The organism is Methylopila jiangsuensis, from assembly GCF_027922305.1.
GTDB lineage: Bacteria > Pseudomonadota > Alphaproteobacteria > Rhizobiales > Methylopilaceae > Methylopila > Methylopila jiangsuensis.
The window spans coordinates 899,833-916,354 of record NZ_BSFK01000005.1 but is presented as its reverse complement, the minus strand read 5'-3'; the positions used below and the strand labels follow the sequence as shown (position 1 = coordinate 916,354).

General features: G+C 69.9%; 13 protein-coding genes. 7 read left to right on the top strand and 6 right to left on the bottom strand.

Annotation, left to right across the window (positions count from 1 at the left end):
- Positions 1–13: 13 nt before the first annotated feature.
- Positions 14–997, top strand: a complete 984-nt coding sequence (locus PKE85_RS05815; RefSeq protein WP_271203831.1) for a DUF808 domain-containing protein — start codon at positions 14–16, stop codon at positions 995–997.
- Between the two features lie 34 nt (positions 998–1,031).
- Here the strand turns inward: PKE85_RS05815 and fhuB are convergent, their stop codons facing one another.
- Genes fhuB through PKE85_RS05800 form a run of 3 tightly spaced genes read right to left on the bottom strand, consistent with a single transcriptional unit; the run spans position 1,032 to position 6,105 of the window.
- Positions 1,032–2,963 (bottom strand): Fe(3+)-hydroxamate ABC transporter permease FhuB, encoded by a 1,932-nt coding sequence (gene fhuB, locus PKE85_RS05810; protein ID WP_271203830.1) that lies wholly within the window; start codon positions 2,961–2,963, stop codon positions 1,032–1,034.
- Positions 2,963–3,832 (bottom strand): ABC transporter substrate-binding protein, encoded by an 870-nt coding sequence (locus tag PKE85_RS05805; protein WP_271203829.1) that lies wholly within the window; start codon positions 3,830–3,832, stop codon positions 2,963–2,965. The genes fhuB and PKE85_RS05805 overlap by 1 nt, the downstream gene beginning before the upstream one ends.
- Positions 3,833–3,879: 47 nt before the next feature.
- A complete protein-coding gene (locus PKE85_RS05800) occupies positions 3,880–6,105 on the bottom strand; it encodes a TonB-dependent siderophore receptor (RefSeq protein ID WP_271203828.1) in 2,226 nt (741 codons plus the stop codon).
- Between the two features lie 247 nt (positions 6,106–6,352).
- Here PKE85_RS05800 and PKE85_RS05795 point away from each other — a divergent pair, with 247 nt between their 5' ends.
- On the top strand, positions 6,353–7,195 hold the full coding sequence (locus tag PKE85_RS05795; RefSeq protein WP_271203827.1) for a helix-turn-helix domain-containing protein: 843 nt from the start codon (positions 6,353–6,355) through the stop codon (positions 7,193–7,195).
- A gap of 17 nt (positions 7,196–7,212) precedes the next feature.
- Here the strand turns inward: PKE85_RS05795 and PKE85_RS05790 are convergent, their stop codons facing one another.
- The gene (locus PKE85_RS05790) at positions 7,213–8,013 is read right to left on the bottom strand and encodes an ATP-binding cassette domain-containing protein (protein ID WP_271203826.1); all 801 of its coding nucleotides are present in this window, start codon (positions 8,011–8,013) and stop codon (positions 7,213–7,215) included.
- A gap of 98 nt (positions 8,014–8,111) precedes the next feature.
- Positions 8,112–9,803, bottom strand: coding sequence for a malate dehydrogenase (quinone) (gene mqo / locus PKE85_RS05785; protein ID WP_271203825.1), 1,692 nt, complete (start codon positions 9,801–9,803; stop codon positions 8,112–8,114).
- Positions 9,804–10,181: 378 nt separating this feature from the next.
- Here mqo and PKE85_RS05780 point away from each other — a divergent pair, with 378 nt between their 5' ends.
- Positions 10,182–11,276 carry an anhydro-N-acetylmuramic acid kinase gene (locus PKE85_RS05780; protein WP_271203824.1) on the top strand — a complete coding sequence of 365 codons (1,095 nt, stop codon included), beginning with the start codon at positions 10,182–10,184 and terminating at the stop codon, positions 11,274–11,276.
- Positions 11,277–11,607: 331 nt separating this feature from the next.
- On the opposite strand, the gene PKE85_RS05775 is transcribed toward PKE85_RS05780, so the two are convergent.
- Positions 11,608–12,318 carry an alpha/beta hydrolase gene (locus tag PKE85_RS05775; RefSeq protein WP_271203823.1) on the bottom strand — a complete coding sequence of 237 codons (711 nt, stop codon included), beginning with the start codon at positions 12,316–12,318 and terminating at the stop codon, positions 11,608–11,610.
- Between the two features lie 191 nt (positions 12,319–12,509).
- On the opposite strand from PKE85_RS05775, the gene PKE85_RS05770 reads away from it, so the two are divergent.
- The 4 genes from PKE85_RS05770 to sufC all read left to right on the top strand — a co-directional run bounded on the left by PKE85_RS05770 (position 12,510) and on the right by sufC (position 16,505).
- Complete coding sequence (locus PKE85_RS05770) at positions 12,510–13,682, top strand: cysteine desulfurase family protein (protein ID WP_271203822.1); 1,173 nt, start codon at positions 12,510–12,512, stop codon at positions 13,680–13,682.
- A gap of 111 nt (positions 13,683–13,793) precedes the next feature.
- The gene (gene sufB / locus PKE85_RS05765; protein ID WP_271203821.1) at positions 13,794–15,263 is read left to right on the top strand and encodes a Fe-S cluster assembly protein SufB; all 1,470 of its coding nucleotides are present in this window, start codon (positions 13,794–13,796) and stop codon (positions 15,261–15,263) included.
- Positions 15,264–15,307: 44 nt separating this feature from the next.
- Positions 15,308–15,700, top strand: a complete 393-nt coding sequence (locus PKE85_RS05760) for a hypothetical protein (protein ID WP_271203820.1) — start codon at positions 15,308–15,310, stop codon at positions 15,698–15,700.
- 52 nt (positions 15,701–15,752) lie between these two features.
- Positions 15,753–16,505: a Fe-S cluster assembly ATPase SufC gene (gene sufC / locus PKE85_RS05755; RefSeq protein ID WP_271203819.1), complete on the top strand. Its 753-nt coding sequence runs from the start codon at positions 15,753–15,755 to the stop codon at positions 16,503–16,505.
- The last annotated feature ends 17 nt before the right edge of the window (positions 16,506–16,522 follow it).

Here is a 16,522-nt window from a genome sequence, read left to right as displayed (position 1 = left end):
GGGGGACCACCACATGAGCATCGGGCTGATCGCGCTTCTGGACGACGTGGCGGCCATCGCCAAGGTGGCCGCCGCCTCTCTGGACGATGTGGCCGGACAGGCCGCGAAGGCGGGCGCCAAGGCCGCGGGCGTGGTGATCGATGACGCCGCGGTGACGCCGCGCTATCTCGTCGGCTTCGCGGCGTCGCGCGAACTGCCCATCGTGTGGCGCATCGCGCGGGGCTCGCTGAAGAACAAGATCCTGATCCTGACGCCGATCGCGCTGGCGCTGAGCGCCTTCGCGCCCTGGGCGATCAATCCGCTGCTGATGCTGGGCGGCCTCTACCTCTGCTACGAGGGCGCCGAGAAGGTCTATGAGGCCATCGCGCCGCACAAGGCCCACGACCACGAGCAGGCGCTCGGCGCGCCTCAGGACCCGCAGGCGCTGGAGGACCAGCGCGTGGCGAGCGCCGTCAAGACCGACTTCATCCTCTCCGCCGAGATCATGGCGATCACGCTGTCGGTGGTGCCCGAGGCGAACTTCTGGATGCAGGCGGCGATCCTGATCGGCGTCGGCGTCGCCATCACCGCCGGCGTCTACGGCGCCGTGGCGCTGATCGTGAAGGCGGACGACGTGGGCCTCGCGCTGGCCAAGAGCGAGCGCGCCGGTGGTCTCGGCCGGGCGATCGGCCGGGGCCTCGTGGTCGGCATGCCGGTGTTCCTGAAGGGGCTCGCGATCCTCGGCACCGCCGCCATGCTCTGGGTCGGCGGCGGCATCATCGCGCACGGGCTCGAGGTCTACGGCGTGACCGCGCCGGCGCATGTCATCCACGACGCGGCGGTGGCGGCCGGGCGTCTCGCGCCCGCCATCGGCGGCGCGGTGGAATGGCTGGTGACGGCGGTGGGCTCCGGCCTGCTGGGACTGATCCTCGGTGCGGCGACCATTCCCGTGGTGGGCTACGCGCTGGCGCCGCTGGTGCGCCGCTTCAGCAAGGCGAAGCCTGCGCAGGCGCACTGATCCTCCGCGAGGCCGGCGGCGGATCCCCGTCCCGTCACCGCCGCCGCAGGAGGACCATGAGGTAGACGCCGCCGAGCAGCGAGGCGAACAGGCCGAGCGGAAGCTGGTAGGGCGCGATCAGCGTGCGGGCCAGCAGGTCGGCGATGGCGGTCAGCGCGGCGCCGACGAGAACCGCGCCGGCGAGGTGCGGGCCGGCGCGGGTCAGGCCCGAGGCGTGGGCGAGGTGCGGCGCCACCAGGCCGACGAAGCTCAAGGGGCCCGCGATCAGGGCGGCGGCGGCTGTGAGGAGCGAGGCGAGGCCCGCGAGCGCCGCGCTCGCCGCACGCACCCGCAGCCCGAGCGCGCGGGCGGTGACGGCGCCGAGCTGCAGCGTCTCCAGCCAGCGCAGCGTCAGGCCAAGCGGGGCGATCAGCGCCACAGCGGCGGCGCAGGCCGCCATCGCCTCCCGCGGGCCGACCGCGTCGGTCGCGCCGGACATCCAGGCGAGCAGCGCGAAGGCGGAGAGCGAGCCCGTGGCGATCACCGCGTTCAGTCCCGCGAGGCACAGCGCCGAGATGCCCGCGCCGGCGAGCAGCATGCGTTCCGGCCCCAGCGTCCGGCCTGAGACGCCAAGCAGGATCACGAGCGCGGCGAGCGCGCCGAGCGCGGAGCCCGCTGTCTGGAGGCTGAGCGAGACCCCTGCGCCGGTGAGATAGACCACGGCGAGCCCGACGCCCGCGCCCGCGCCGACGCCGAGCACCTCGGGCCCCGCGAGCGGGTTTCCGGTGAGACGCTGCAGGATCACGCCGGCGGCGGCGAGCATGGCCCCGGCGGAGGCCGCCGCGAGCGTTCGCGGGGCGCGGAACGGCAGCAGCTCGGTGAAGGCGGCGCCGCTGACGAGGGTCCAGCCGCTCGGGTCCCGGCCGACCATCAGCCCCGCGGCCAGCGCCGCGAGGGCCACGCCGGCCATCACGGCGAGGACGCGGGCCGTGTTCCGCCGCGGCGACGGCTTCGCAGCCGCGGGCCGGTCGGCGAGGCGCAGGCGCGGCAGCAGCCACAGCAGCAGCGGCGCGCCGATGACGGCGGTGGCGGCTCCGGTCGGGATCGCCTCGCCGGAGCCGATCTGCCGCGCCAGCCCGTCCGCCAGCCACAGCAGAACGGCGCCGATGGCCGGCGCGGCGGCAAGCACCTGACGCGCGCCGCGGGCGCCGCCGAGGCGGGCGAGGGTTGGCGCGGCCAGCCCCACGAAGGCGATCAGGCCGATCTCGGCCGCGACGGTCGTGGCGAGCAGCACCCCCACGCCGAGCGCCGCGATCCGGATCGCGGGGGCGGGGGCGCCGAGACTGCGGGCGCTCGCCTCGCCCGCCACCAGCACGGCGAGCGGCCGGGCGAGCGCGGCGGAGGCCAGCGCGCCGAGCAGCAGGACCACGCCGATCGCGACGCTCGGCCGCCAGCCCTCCTGGGTCAGGGCTCCGCCGCCCCAGATCAGCAGCGCGAACAGGTAGTCGCCGCGGGCGAGGATCAGCGCCGCGGTGAGCGAGCTCGCCACCATGGCCACCACCATGCCGCACAGCACCACCGTCACCGGATCGAGCTTGCGCCGCCAGCCGAGCGCGAGCACCAGCGCCGCAGCCGCCGCGCCGCCGAGAAAAGCCGCGCCCTCCCGGCCGAGGCTTCCGAGCTCCGGCGCGAAGGCCGCCGTCAGCCCGAGCGCGAGCTGCGCCCCGGCGAAGACGCCGAGCGTGGACGGCTCCGCCAGCGGGTTGTCGAGCGCCTGCTGCAAAAGCGCCCCGGACAGCCCCAGCGCGGCCCCGGCCAGCAGCGCCACCACGCTGCGGGGCAGTGCGCTGTAGAGCAGGAACGCCTGATCGACCGGCCCGCCGGAGAAGCCGGAGAGGATCGGCCCGAGCGACAGCGCCGCCGCGAGGCCGGCGAGCGCGGTCCAGAGCAGAAGCGGCCGCAGGCGGCGCGCGGCGGCGTCCGGCATCAGGCGACGCCCGAGAGGCTGTCGGTCAGAAGCCGTGCGAAACGCTGCGCCGCCGGCAGCGCGCCGTAGGGGTTCACCGGCGGAAGCGAGACGAAGCGGCCTTCGGCGATCGGGGGCAGGGCGCGCCAGAGCGGGCTGTCGCGCACGCCGGCCAGCGCGGACGGCGGCGTCGGCCCCACATTGACCACGATCGCCTCCGGCATGGCCGCCAGCGCCTCGACGCCCACGGTCGGATAGGCGCCGAAACGCGTCGGCGCCGCCCATGCGGGCTTCAGCCCCAGACGCCCGATCATGTCGCCGAACAGGCTGTCGGCGCCGAAGGCGCGGAAATGCCGGCTGTCGCCGAGGTTCATCACCAGAACCTGCCGTCCCCGGAGATGCGCCAGCGCGGCGCGGGCGGCGTCGAGCGCCTCTTCCGCGCGCGCGATCGCCTGCGCCGCCGCGTCCGGGCGGCCGAGCCGCGCTCCAAGCCGCGCCGTCGCACGAACGGAGGCGTCGTACGGCGGCTCCGTCCGCCCGTAGATGGCGTAGCTCTCCACCGGCGCGATCCGGGACAGCGCGCCGCGCCGGGCCTCGTACCAGGGCGAGATCAGGATCAGGTCCGGCCGCGCCGCCAGCAGGCGCTCGTAGCTTATGGACCCGCGCAGGCCGAGGTCCGCCACCTGACCGGGGACCGGCGGCTCCACCGCCGCCTTGCGGAACAGGATCAGCTCCGTCGCCGCAACGGGAACCACGCCCAGCGCCAGCGTGGTTTCGAGCATCGCCCAGTCGACGGCGGCGACCCTCGGGGCGGGGGAGAGGGCGCGCGCGGCGCCGGCGCCCGTCACGCCGAACGCCGCGGCCCCGATCAGGAGGCCGCGGCGCGACATATCCGAAGTCCTGCGGCGGGCTGTGGCGCCCGCCGCCCGGTCGTGGATCACCACGTATAGCTCGCCTTCAGCAGCGCCCTGCGGCCCTCGCCGTAAGAGCAGACCGTGATGCCCTGGCAGCCGGACACGTAGCGCTTGTCGAACAGGTTCGTCACGTTGAGGCTGACCTTGTAGGCGTCCCATTCGTAGCGCGCGGCGACGTCGAACAGGGTGGCGTCGGGCACCTTTACGGTGTTCGGCTCGGTGGCCTCCGACTTGCCGAGATAGCGCACGCCGCCGCCGAGGCTGACGCCCTTCAGCGCCCCCGCCGTGAACGTGTAGTCGAGGAAGGCCGAGCCAATGATTTCGGGAACAAGGAACGGCTGCTCGCCCTTCAGATCCTGCCCCGTGGTGGAAACGCCCTTCAGGATCTTCAGCTCGTAAGCCGTGAACGCGCCGATGAACTTCCAGTTTTCGGTGAGGTTCGCCTGCGCCTCGAACTCCACGCCGCGCGAGCGCACCTCGCCGAGCTGTGTCTGAACCGAAGTGGCCGAAGTCACGCCGGAGACGACGTTCTCCTTCTTGAGGTCGAACACCGCAGCGGTGAACAGTCCGTTGAACCAGGTTGGGGCGTACTTAACGCCGGCTTCATACTGGATGCCGGTTTCCGGTTTGAAAGGCTCGCGGCCGATCGTCACGCCGCGTGCGTTCTGGATGTTGTTGGTCTGGACGAGCGGATTGAACACGCTTGCGACGCTGACGTAAGGGACAAGGCCGTTGGCGAATTCGTAGCCGAGACCCGCGCGCCCGCTGAAGCGACCCTTATTGTAGCTGACGTCCGCGCCGGTGTCGAAAGGCAACGGGTCATAGTCACCGTCGAGCCAGGCGCGATCATAGCGGCCGTTGAGGGTCGCGATCCAGCCGCCGCCGAAGCGGATCTGGTCCTGAATATAGACGCCAGCCTGATTCAGCGTCGTCTTTTCGTCAAGATAAGGCGAGCCGAACGACGACTGGACTTCGTCGATCCTGTAGAACTTGTAATCGATGCCGAACAGCAGGGTGTGGTCTAGGCCGCCAGTCTGAAATTTGCCGACGACGCTGTTGTCGGCGGTGAAGCTGTAAGCCTTGGTGGCATGGTTGAACGGAATCGGCGACAGCGTGGTGTTGCCGGCGCTTGGCCTGTCGGCGAAGCCCCAACCAAACGGATAGACCAGAGCTTCCTTCAGGTCGGCGTAGGCGAAGCGCGCCTTCGAGTTGAACGTCCACGTGTCGTTGACGTCGTGCCTCAGGTCGTAGCCGACCATGGCCTGCCGACGGTCGTAGCGGTCGAAATCCGGATCCGAGAAATTGCTCCGACGCCCGATCCGGCCGAGATTGATCGTGCCGTCCACGGAAGTCGCATTCTTCACGCTGCCGTAATAGGGCAGGAAGTCGCCGCCGCCGTGCTTCTGATCGACGTGCTGGTAATTGGCGTAGAAGGTGAAATCGGTGCCGGCGTCGGGCGAATAGGTCGCGGCGCCCTGGATGACGCCGCGGATGCCGTCCTCGTGCTTCGCATAGCCGTCGCCGCCTTCGAGCTTTCCGGTGACGCGATACTTCCAGACCGGCGGCAGCGCGCCGAGCTTGCTCTCGACGCCGTTCGGAACCACCCGGTTGATGTCGAACGCGCCGTAACCGGTCGGGTAGTTGTCGATGCCGACCTCGATCTGGCTGAAGTCATGGTCGAGCGGGCGCTTGCTGACGTAATTGATGATGCCGCCAACGTTTCCGCCGCCGTAAAGCGAGGACGAGGCGCCGCGCAGCACTTCGACGCGCTCCAAAAGATAGGAGTCCTGGTAGAAGTTGCCGAAGGCGTAGTTGTAGAGCTGCATGCCGTCGCGGTAGACGCCGGTCTGGGTGGCGTCGAAGCCGCGGATGTAGAACCAGTTGGTGTCGCTGTCCTCGCCGAAGGGCTGGGCGAACACGCCAGCCGAATAGCGCACCGCCTCGTCGGCCTTCTGGGCGCCGAGATCGTCCATCTGCTGGCGGCCGACCACGCCGATCGACTGCGGCACGAGCTTCAGCGCGGTGTCGGTCTTCGCGCCAGTGGTGGTCGCCACCGGCGCCCAGCCCTGCACCGGGGCGACGCCGTCGCCCGCGCTCGCGCCCGTGCTGGACGAGCCGCGGCCTTCGACCTCGATCGCCTCCAGCTGCGTGACGCCGGCTTGCTGCGCCGCAGCGCGATCGGCCTGCACGATCACGGCAAGCGCCACTCCGGCCAGCAGGGCCGCGTTCAGTCCCGACTTGTAGATCACTTGAGGTCTCACTCGCCCTAATCGCGTCAAGCGCAGGCAGAACTCTCTAGATTAGAATTAATACAATCAAAGCTAATCCGTTGAGTCTTGACCGCCTTCGTTTGGCCACTAAAAGTTCGGGACGAGGCGCGGTCTTGAATGAATTTGGCTTTACGACGCCGAGCGCGAAGACTGTGTTCGCCATGCATCAGCCGCGACGCGCGTGAAGAACAAGGAGAGGCCCGGTTTGGGGGAGTTCCGGCCACGGATGACCGCGCAGCGGCACGGAGTCGCGGTGGTGGGCGAGCCCAGCGCGCATGTGTCCGATGTGGGGCTGGTGGAGGTGTGGCGCGCGCGTTGCGAGCCGGGCGCCACGGGGGACTACGTCTCGCTCGACCCCCGGCTGTTCATCGTTCTGGAGCCGCTCGACGCGGACATGGCGCTGACCGGCCGCGACGGCGGGGCCGCCGCGACCCGGGACCGGTCCGTGAGCTTCGTGCCCGCCGGCGAGCCGGTGCGCCTGACGGTGGAAGGCGCGACGGAGATCCGGCATCTCGACCTTCATTTCGACGCCAGCCGCATCGGCCCGGTCGCGGGCATGAAGGACGTCGCCGTCAGCCTGCCGCGCCTGATGTTCGTGGACGAGCGCGTGCAGCGCATGGCGCGCCTGCTGGAGGCGGCCTGCGCGCGCCCCGGCGGGGGACCGGGCCTGTACGGCGACGACCTGGTGATCGCGCTGATCTCCGCGGCGCTCAACGGCGGCGACGCGGGCGCCCGGCGCAGCCTGCTCTCCGACCGGCAGCTGTCCCTGTCGGTGGATTTCATCGAGGCGCACTGCGCCCGCAGCATCCGCCTGCAGGAGCTCGCCGAGCTGACCGGCCTGACGGAGAGCTACTTCAGCCACGCCTTCAAGGCCGCCACCGGCACGCCGCCGCACCGGTGGCAGCTTCAGGCGCAGGTGCGGCGGGCCAAGGACATGCTGAGCCGCAGCTCGATCTCGCTCACCGAGGTGGCCTTCGCGGCCGGCTTCGCCGACCAGCCGCACTTCACCCGCGTGTTCAAGTCCGCGACCGGCAAGACCCCCGCCGCCTGGCGCGCCGGCGTGAGATGACGCGCCGGGGCTGAGGTTCAGCGCGCGAAGGCGAGCAGCGCGTTCGTGCTCGGATGGGGAATCACGTCCATGGCGACGCCATAGATCTCTTCAAGCCGGTCGGGCGCGATCACGTCCGCCGGGCCGCCGCGGGCGATCAGCCGGCCGCCATGCAGCGCCACGAGGTCGTCGCAGAAGCGCGCGGCCATGTTGACGTCGTGCAGCACCACGATCACGCCGAGGCCGCGCGTCTCCGACAGCGTCTCCACGAGGCCCAGCACCTCGATCTGGTGGGCGATGTCGAGCGCGGAGGTGGGCTCGTCCAGCAGCAGCCACCGGGCCTGCTGCGCCACCAGCATGGCGAGCCAGACGCGCTGGCGCTCGCCGCCCGAGAGCTCGTCCGCCAGCCGCTCCGCGAAGGCCTCGACGTCGGTCAGCGCCATCGCCTCCCGCACGGCGTCCGCGTCCGCCTTGCTGAAGCGGCCGAGCGCGCCGTGCCAGGGGTAGCGGCCGAGCGCCACCAGCTCCTTCACCTTGAGGCCGGTGGCGAGAGGCGGGTTCTGCGGCAGATAGGCCACCTCGCGGGCGAAGGCGCGCGCCGACCACGCCCCGATCGGGCGTCCGTCCAGGCGGATCGCGCCGCCGGTGGGCGTCTCCTGCCGGGCCAGCAGCTTGAGCAGGGTGGATTTGCCGGAGCCGTTGTGGCCGATCAGCCCGACCACGCGGCCGGGCTCGAACCGCGCGGAGACCGGCTGCAGCAGCGTGCGCCCCGCCACCGCGAAGGTCGCGCCGTCGAGCTCGAAGCCCGCCTTGCCCGAGGAACCGTCAGCCGTCGCCATCTCGTCACCGCTTCTTCACGCAACCGAACGCTGGCCGCGACCATAGACCGTCCGGCCCGCGCGCCGCGAGACTTAATCGCCGCGCACGGGCTTTGCGTTCAGAGCTTGATCTCGCGGTCCACGGGCGGCGCGCCGGCCGCCGGGGCCGAGGCGCCGGCGGCGACGCCGGTCAGGTCCGGCGAGGGAAGCGCGAGCTGCAGCGCGTCGGCCGTCTCCTTCCAGACGGAGGCGAGCAGGGCGGTGTCTCCGTTCAGCTTGCGGCCGTAGCTTGGGATGATCGTGTTGAGCTTGTCCTTCCAGGCGCCGCCGACCTGATCCGGGAAAGCCTTCTCCAGCAGGCCGAGCATGACCGCAGGCGACGTGGAGCCGCCGGGCGAGGCGCCAAGCAGCGCGGCGATCGAGCGGTCCTTGGCCATCACCACCTCGGTGCCGAGCTTCAGCACGCCGCCCTTCTTCGGGTCGTTGTAGATGATCTGCACGCGCTGGCCGGCCTGCCAGAGACGCCAGTCCTCGTCCTTGGCCTCGGGGTAGTACCGGCGCAGTTCGGCGAGCTGGGCCTCCCGGGACTGCACCAGTTGCCCGGCGAGGTAGTTCACCAGCGCCATCTCGTTCCAGCCCACCTGCATCATGGGCGCGACATTGCTGAGCGTCACCGAATCCGGCAGGTCGAAATAGGAGCCGTGCTTGAGGAACTTGCTCGACCAGGTCGCGAAGGGGCCGAACAGCAGCACGCGCTTGCCATCGAGCACGCGGGTGTCCAGATGCGGCACGGACATGGGCGGCGAGCCCACGTCCGCCTTGCCGTAGACCTTGGCGAGATGCTGGGCCGCGACCTGCTCGTTCTCCGTCACGAGGAACGAGCCGCCCACGGGGAAGCCCGCATAGGCCTTGCCCTCTTCGATGCCGGAAAGCTGCAGCAGCGGCAGCGCGGCGCCGCCGGCGCCGATGAACACGAACCCGGCGTCGACCGTCTGGATCTTGCCGTCGTCGTTCATGTCGAAGGCGGAGACGCGCCAGCTCCCGCCCGGATTGCGGGTGATGGAGCGCACCTCGACGCCGGTGGTCAGCGTGAAGGTCGGCTTTTTGGTCAGATGCCCGAAGAACTGCCGGGTGATCTCGCCGAGATTGACGTCCGTGCCGAGCGACGAGCGGGTCGCGACCAGATTGGAGGCGTCCTTGCGGCCCGCCATGGCGAGCGGAATCCATTCCGCGATCTTCGCCGGATCGGTGGTGATCTCCATGCCGGCGAACAGCGGGCTCGCCTTCAGCGCCTCGACCCGCTTCGTGATGTAGGTCACGTTGTCCGCGCCCCAGCACAGGCTCATGTGCGGGGTCGAATTGATGAAGGTGCGGGGGTTTTCGAGAATGCCGGCGCGGACCTGATGGGCCCAGAACTGGCGCGAGATCTGGAACTGCTCGTTGATCGCGATCGCGCGGGAGATCTGGACGTTTCCGTGCTCATCCTGCGGCGTGTAGTTCAGCTCGCACAGCGCCGAATGGCCCGTGCCGGCGTTGTTCCAGCCGTTGGAGCTTTCCTCGGCGACGTTGGACAGCCGCTCGAAGGTCTCGATCCGCCACTCCGGCTCCAGCTCCGACAGCATGACGCCGAGCGTCGCGCTCATGATGCCGCCGCCGATGAGCAGCACGTCCACGCTGCGGTCGGCCGTCTCGGCGCGATACTGCCCGCCCGTCACCCATTTGTAGGCGGCGAAGGCGGCGCCGGCGCCGAGCGCCGTCCCCAGCAGGCGACGACGCGTGATCGCGAGCGGCTTCTTGTCAGTTTCGGTCATCGGAGGTGCTCCATACAGGGTCGCCTCAGACCGACCCGCAATCCCGACCGACGGCGCCAGTCTGGAATTTATAACGATTACAATCACGTAGAGGTGATATAGACGAAGGTATATATGCGACGTAATGGCCTGTCCAGCACGCGGCGCGAGGCGTCGCCACAAAACGCGCCAATTCCGGCCATGAGGCGGAAAACCCTGAAGAAACGTCAGGCGCGAGCGGCACGGGGAGACGGGCGCCGCCGGAAACCGCTGTGAGATCGGGTTGACGCCGCGAAGGCTTTCAAGCTGAAGCTCAGACGGTGCATATCGGCGGCTCCCAGGATCACGTCCGTCCACATCCTTTTCGGGGCGACGGTCCGGCGACATGGAGAATTGGGCATGCGCGCGATCGGGTTGATGAGCGGCACCTCCTGCGACGGGGTGGACGTGGCGCTGGTGGAGACCAACGGCGAGCGCATCTTCGGCTTTGGCCCCACCGGCTATCGGCCCTACGCGGCCGGGGAGCGCGCCGTGCTCGCCCAGGCCCTGAAGGACGCGGCCGCGATCACGGCGCGCCATGAGCGGCCGGGGGCGGTCGCGGAGGCCGAGGCCGTCGTCACGAGCGCCCATGCGGAGGCGGTCGAGGATTTTCTGGCGCGGAACGGCCTGACCGCCGACGACATCGACGTGGTGGGCTTCCACGGCCAGACCGTGCTGCACCGGCCCGACGCCGGGCTGACGGTGCAGATCGGGGACGGGCCGGGGCTCGCCCGCCGGCTGCAGATTCCCGTGGTCTATGATTTCCGCGCCGCCGACGTGGCGGCCGGCGGGCAGGGCGCGCCGCTCGCCCCCACCATCCACCCGGTGCTGGTCGCCGGGCTCGACCTGCCGCGGCCGCTTGGCGTGCTCAATCTGGGCGGCGTCGGCAACGTCACCTTCATCGGCGCCGGCGGCGAACTGGTTGCCTTCGACACCGGCCCCGCCAACGCGCTGATGGACGACCGGGTGGAAAGCGACATCGGCGCCCCGTTCGATCTCGACGGCCGCATCGCCGCGGGCGGAACGGTGGACGAGGCGGCGCTGGCGCGGCTGATGGACGACCCCTATTTCGACCTCGCGCCGCCGAAATCGCTCGACCGCAACGCCTTCGACGCCGCGCCCACCGCGGGGCTCGCCCTCGCCGACGCGCTGGCGACGCTCGCCGCCTTCACCGCGGAGACGGTCGTCAGCGCCGCGGCGCTGCTGCCGGCGCGGCCGGCGCTCTGGCTTGTGAGCGGCGGCGGAGCGCGAAACCCCACGCTGATGCGGATGCTGAAGGAGCGGCTCGGCGCGGAGGTGACAGGCGCGGACGCGGTCGGGCTTTCGGCGGACGCGATCGAGGCCCAGGCCTTCGCGGTGCTCGCCGTGCGCAGCCTGCGCGGCCTGCCGCTGACCTATCCCGGCACCACCGGCGCCCCGCGCCCGCTCACCGGCGGCGTGCTGGCGACGCCTTAGAACGACAGGCGAGGGACGCGAGAAGAGCGCGCGTCGTCATGCCCGCGCCTTTGCGCGGGTATCTACGACTTGCCTCCGGTGAGGACTTGCGCGCCCAAGTCGTGGATGCCCGAGACAAGCTCGGGCATGACGGTTGAGCGGGTTTTCATGCTGACGCCTTAAACCTGCGCGGGAACAGCTGAAGCGTTTCGCCTCCCCCACGTCATGCCTGCGCCTTCGCGCGGGTATCCACGACTTCCCATCGGCGAGGGCTTGTGCGCCCAAGTCGTGGATGCCCGAGATGAACTCGGGCATGACGGCGTGAGCGTTCGCGCCGCCTGCCCGGCGGCCGTTACGCCGCGTCGTCCTCGCCGGACTGGTCGTCCGGGGCGGGCAGGGCGGCGGGGGTCTCTTCCGGCTCCACGGCGCCGAGGCGCTTGTCCAGATAGGCGTTGACCTCGACCATCAGCTCTTCGGTGCGGTTCTCGAAGAAGTGGTTCGCGCCCGGCACCACCGCCTGGTCGATGACGATGCCCTTCTGGGTCTTCAGCTTCTCGATCAGGGTCTGCACGTCCTTCATGGGCGCGACGCGGTCCTGGTCGCCGTGGACGAACAGGCCGGACGACGGGCAGGGCGCCAGGAACGAGAAGTCGAAGCGGTTCGCGGGCGGGGCGACCGAGATGAAGCCCTCCACCTCCGGCCGGCGCATCAGGAGCTGCATGCCGATCCAGGCGCCGAAGGACACGCCGGCGATCCAGCAGGCGCGGGCGTCCGGGTTCAGCGCCTGCGCCCAGTCGAGCGCGGAGGCGGCGTCCGACAGCTCGCCCGAGCCGTGGTCGAAATTGCCCTGGCTGCGGCCCACGCCGCGGAAGTTGAAGCGCAGCACCGAGAAGCCGCGGTTCAGGAACGTGTAGTACAGATTGTACACGATCTGGTTGTTCATCGTGCCCCCGAACTGCGGGTGCGGGTGCAGGATGAGGGCGATCGGGGCGCGGCGCTTCTTGGCCGGGTGATAACGGCCTTCGATCCGGCCGGCGGGGCCGTTGAAGATGACCTCGGGCATGGTCGGCGCAGTCCTCATGGTGTGGCCCGCGCGATGAACGCGGCGCGGGCGGGGGGACGGGCGGGCCGAAATCGGGCCGTGATCGTCCGCTTGCGAAGTCGAACGGCAGTCTCTAGCACGAAGGACCTGCCGAAATGCAAGAACGGCGTGCGCCGCCGCCGCCCGCGCCGCCAGGAACGGGAGTGGCCCCCATGAGCCCGCGCCGCGTCTACCTCGACCACAACGCCACCACCGCCGTCCGGCCGGCCGTGATCGCCGCCATGGCGGAGGCGCTCGCCGAGGTCGGGAATCCCTCTTCCGTCCACGCCGAAGGCCGCGCCAAGCGCGCGCTGGTGGAGCGGGCGCGCGCCGAGGTGGCGGCGCTGGTGGGCGCGCGGGCGGACGGCGTGGTGTTCACCAGCGGCGGCACGGAGGCGTCGAATCTGGCGCTCACCCCCGCGATCCGCGATCCGCGCGACCCCCGGCCGGTGACGCGGCTCGCGGCGTCGGCGGTGGAGCATCCGGCGGTGCGCGCCGGCGCCCGCTTTTCCCCCGACGCGGTGGAGACGATCCCCGTGGACCGCCGCGGGGTGATCGACCTCGACGCGCTGGAGGCGGCCTTCGCCCGCCACGCGGCGGCGAGGCCCCGCGAGCGCATGATGCTGGCGCTGATGGTGGCCAACAACGAGACCGGCGTGATCCAGCCTGTCGCCGCCGCGGCGGCGATCGTGAAGCGCCATGGCGGGCTCATCCATGCGGACGCGGTGCAGGCGGCGGGCAAGATCCCGGTCGACATCGGGGCTCTCGGCTGCGACTTCCTGGCGATCGCCGCCCACAAGTTCGGCGGGCCGGCCGGCGTCGGCGCCCTTGTTCGGGCCGAGGAGGGCCTGTTCGTGGAAAGCCCGATCGTCCGCGGCGGCGGGCAGGAGAAGGGCTGGCGCGGCGGCACCGAGAGCGTCGCCGCCATCGCCGGCTTCGCGGTCGCGGCGCGGGAGGCGGCGGCCGGGCTTGGCGCCTTCGCGGACCTCGGGCCTCTGCGCGACCGGATCGAGCGGGCGCTGGCCGAGTTCGGGCCGCTGACGGTGTTCGGGGCCGGCGCCCCGCGCCTGCCCAACACCTCGTGCTTCGCGCTTCAGGGCGTGACCTCCCAGCACGCGCTGATGGCGCTCGATCTGGCCGGAATCGCGGTTTCGGCCGGCTCCGCCTGCTCGTCCGGGGCCACAAAGGCCTCGCCCGTGCTTGACGCCATGGGGATCAGCCCCGATCTAGCGCAAGGGATGGTGCGGGTCAGCCTCGGCTGGACCTCGACCGCGGCGGAGGCGGAGCGCTTCATCGCAGCGTTCGGCGAGATCGCGCGCCGCGCCGCCGCCCGTGGAGCGGCATGACGGAACTTTAACGCGAACAAGCGTTCAGCTTACGGCTTTCGTCTGCTATTTAGATGCGTTCAAGCGCCGCGCCGGCCCCTATGGCCAGGCCGCGAACCAGCGAGGATGAGAATGCCGGCAGTTCAGGAGACCGTCGCCCGCGTCCGGGAGATCGATGTCGACCAGTACAAATACGGCTTCGTCACCGACATCGAATCCGAGCGCGCTGAACAGGGCCTTAACGAGGACATCGTCCGCTTCATCTCGGCCAAGAAGGACGAGCCGGAGTGGATGCTGGAATGGCGGCTCGACGCCTATCGGCGCTGGCGGACCATGACCGAGCCCAACTGGGCGCGGGTGGACTATCCGCCGATCCCCTATGACGACCTGTATTATTATTCCGCCCCCAAGGCCTTCGTCGCGCCCAAGACGCTGGACGACGTGGACCCGGAGCTGCTGCGCACCTACGAGAAGCTCGGCATCCCGCTGCGGGAGCAGGAGATTCTGGCCGGCGTCGAGCAGCGCCGCGTGGCGGTGGACGCGGTGTTCGACAGCGTGTCGGTGGCCACCACTTTCAAGGCGGAGCTGGCTAAGGCGGGCGTGATCTTCTGCCCGATCTCCGAGGCCATCCGGGAGCACCCGGAGCTGGTGAAGAAGTATCTCGGCTCGGTGGTGCCCACCACCGACAACTTCTTCGCCACGCTGAACTCGGCCGTGTTCTCGGACGGCTCCTTCGTCTACGTGCCCAAGGGCGTGCGCTGCCCGATGGAGCTCTCCACCTATTTCCGCATCAACGAGCGCAACACCGGCCAGTTCGAGCGCACGCTGATCATCGCCGACGAAGGCGCTTACGTCAGCTACCTCGAAGGCTGCACCGCGCCCATGCGCGACGAGAACCAGCTGCACGCCGCGGTGGTGGAGCTGGTGGCGCTCGACGACGCGGAGATCAAGTACTCCACCGTCCAGAACTGGTATCCCGGCGACGCCGAGGGCAAGGGCGGCATCTACAACTTCGTCACAAAGCGCGGCGACTGCCGGGGCAAAAACTCCAAGATCTCCTGGACCCAGGTGGAGACCGGCTCGGCCATCACCTGGAAATATCCGAGCTGTATCCTGCGCGGCGAAGGCTCCCGCGGCGAGTTCTACTCGATCGCGATCTCCAACGGCCGCCAGCAGGTGGATTCCGGCACCAAGATGATCCATCTGGGCAAGAACACCACGTCCAAGATCATCTCCAAGGGCATCTCGGCCGGCCACTCGCAGAACACCTATCGCGGGCTGGTCTCCGCCCACCGCAAGGCGTCCAACGCCCGCAACTTCACCAACTGCGACAGCCTGCTGATCGGCGAGAACTGCGGCGCGCACACCGTGCCCTATCTGGAGGCCAAGACCTCCACCGCGGTGTTCGAGCACGAGGCCACCACCTCGAAGATTTCGGACGACCAGAAGTTCTACTGCCAGCAGCGCGGGCTGTCGGAGGAAGAGGCGGTGGCGCTCATCGTCAACGGCTTCGTCAAGGACGTGCTGCAGCAGCTGCCGATGGAGTTCGCCGTCGAGGCGCAGAAGCTGATCTCCATCTCACTCGAAGGTAGTGTGGGGTGACGTTTCGCCGGGTTCTTCTAGCGGGAGTCCTAATCGCCACAGCGGTGGCGGGAACGCACGAGGCGCACGCCTGTTCCTGCAGTTGGCCGCCCGAGGCGGAGACGGTCGAGGCGCGGCAGACATGGCGTCTTGATCAGGCCAAGGACATCGTGACGGGCAAGGTCGTCACGGTTACGGCGGCGGAGGGCTATCGCGGGGCGCATGGATTGCCGGCCGTCGCGGCGACCTTGCGGGTCGACAAGACCGTAAAGGGCTCCGTGAAAGGGGCCATAAAACTGCAGACCGGATTCAATGGCGAGGATTGCGGTCTGGCTGAACTTCTGATGAACGCTGTCGCCAACGATCTGCCTGTGACTCTGGAGCTGGCGCGCATCCGCAAGGCGCCCAATCAATTCTGGGTTCACAGCTGCGCCTTTCATCGACTCGAGACCCGATGACGCCTCAGCGCGGGGCTTGAAAAGCTAACGCCGGACTGGACACAGACAGACAATGCTCTCGATCAAGAACCTCCACGCCTCCATCGAGGACAAGCCGATCCTTCGCGGGCTCGACCTCGAGGTCAAAGCCGGCGAGGTCCACGCCATCATGGGGCCGAACGGCTCGGGCAAGTCGACCCTGTCCTACGTGCTCGCGGGCAAGGACGACTACGAGGTCACCGACGGCGAGGCGCTGCTCGACGGCGAGGACCTGCTGGAGATGGAGGCCGACGAGCGCGCCGCCAAGGGCCTGTTCCTGGCCTTCCAGTACCCGCTGGAGATTCCGGGCGTCGCCACCATGACCTTCCTCAAGGCCGCGCTGAACGCCCAGCGCCGCGCCCGCGGCCAGGACGAGCTGCCGACCCCGCAGTTCATGAAGCTGGTGAAGGAAAAGGCCGATCGGCTCGGCATTTCGCCCGAGATGCTGAAGCGCGGCCTCAACGTCGGCTTCTCCGGCGGCGAGAAGAAGCGCAACGAGATCCTGCAGATGGCGCTGCTGGAGCCCAAGCTCTGCGTGCTGGACGAGACCGATTCCGGCCTCGACATCGACGCGCTGAAGGTGGTGTCCGAGGGCGTCAACGCGCTCCGCGCTCAGGATCGCGGCTTCGTGGTCATCACCCATTACCAGCGCCTGCTCGACCACATCACGCCGGACGTGGTGCATGTGATGGCCAAGGGCCGCATCGTGCGCACCGGCGGTCCGGAGCTGGCGCATGAGCTCGAGGCCCGCGGCTATGCGGACTATCTCGACCAGGCGGCGGCGTGAGCGGGGCGACAGGCGCG

Excerpts from the sequence above, each read along its gene's own strand:
- PKE85_RS05775 (WP_271203823.1), bottom strand. The coding sequence starts at position 12,318 with ATGCCCGAGGTCATCTTCAACGGCCCCGCCGGCCGGATCGAAGGCCGT.
- PKE85_RS05790 (WP_271203826.1), bottom strand. The coding sequence starts at position 8,013 with ATGGCGACGGCTGACGGTTCCTCGGGCAAGGCGGGCTTCGAGCTCGAC.
- fhuB (WP_271203830.1), bottom strand. The coding sequence starts at position 2,963 with ATGCCGGACGCCGCCGCGCGCCGCCTGCGGCCGCTTCTGCTCTGGACC.
- PKE85_RS05770 (WP_271203822.1), top strand. The coding sequence starts at position 12,510 with ATGAGCCCGCGCCGCGTCTACCTCGACCACAACGCCACCACCGCCGTC.
- PKE85_RS05795 (WP_271203827.1), top strand. The coding sequence starts at position 6,353 with ATGACCGCGCAGCGGCACGGAGTCGCGGTGGTGGGCGAGCCCAGCGCG.
- PKE85_RS05815 (WP_271203831.1), top strand. The coding sequence starts at position 14 with ATGAGCATCGGGCTGATCGCGCTTCTGGACGACGTGGCGGCCATCGCC.
- sufC (WP_271203819.1), top strand. The coding sequence starts at position 15,753 with ATGCTCTCGATCAAGAACCTCCACGCCTCCATCGAGGACAAGCCGATC.
- PKE85_RS05805 (WP_271203829.1), bottom strand. The coding sequence starts at position 3,832 with ATGTCGCGCCGCGGCCTCCTGATCGGGGCCGCGGCGTTCGGCGTGACG.
- sufB (WP_271203821.1), top strand. The coding sequence starts at position 13,794 with ATGCCGGCAGTTCAGGAGACCGTCGCCCGCGTCCGGGAGATCGATGTC.
- PKE85_RS05780 (WP_271203824.1), top strand. The coding sequence starts at position 10,182 with ATGCGCGCGATCGGGTTGATGAGCGGCACCTCCTGCGACGGGGTGGAC.
- mqo (WP_271203825.1), bottom strand. The coding sequence starts at position 9,803 with ATGACCGAAACTGACAAGAAGCCGCTCGCGATCACGCGTCGTCGCCTG.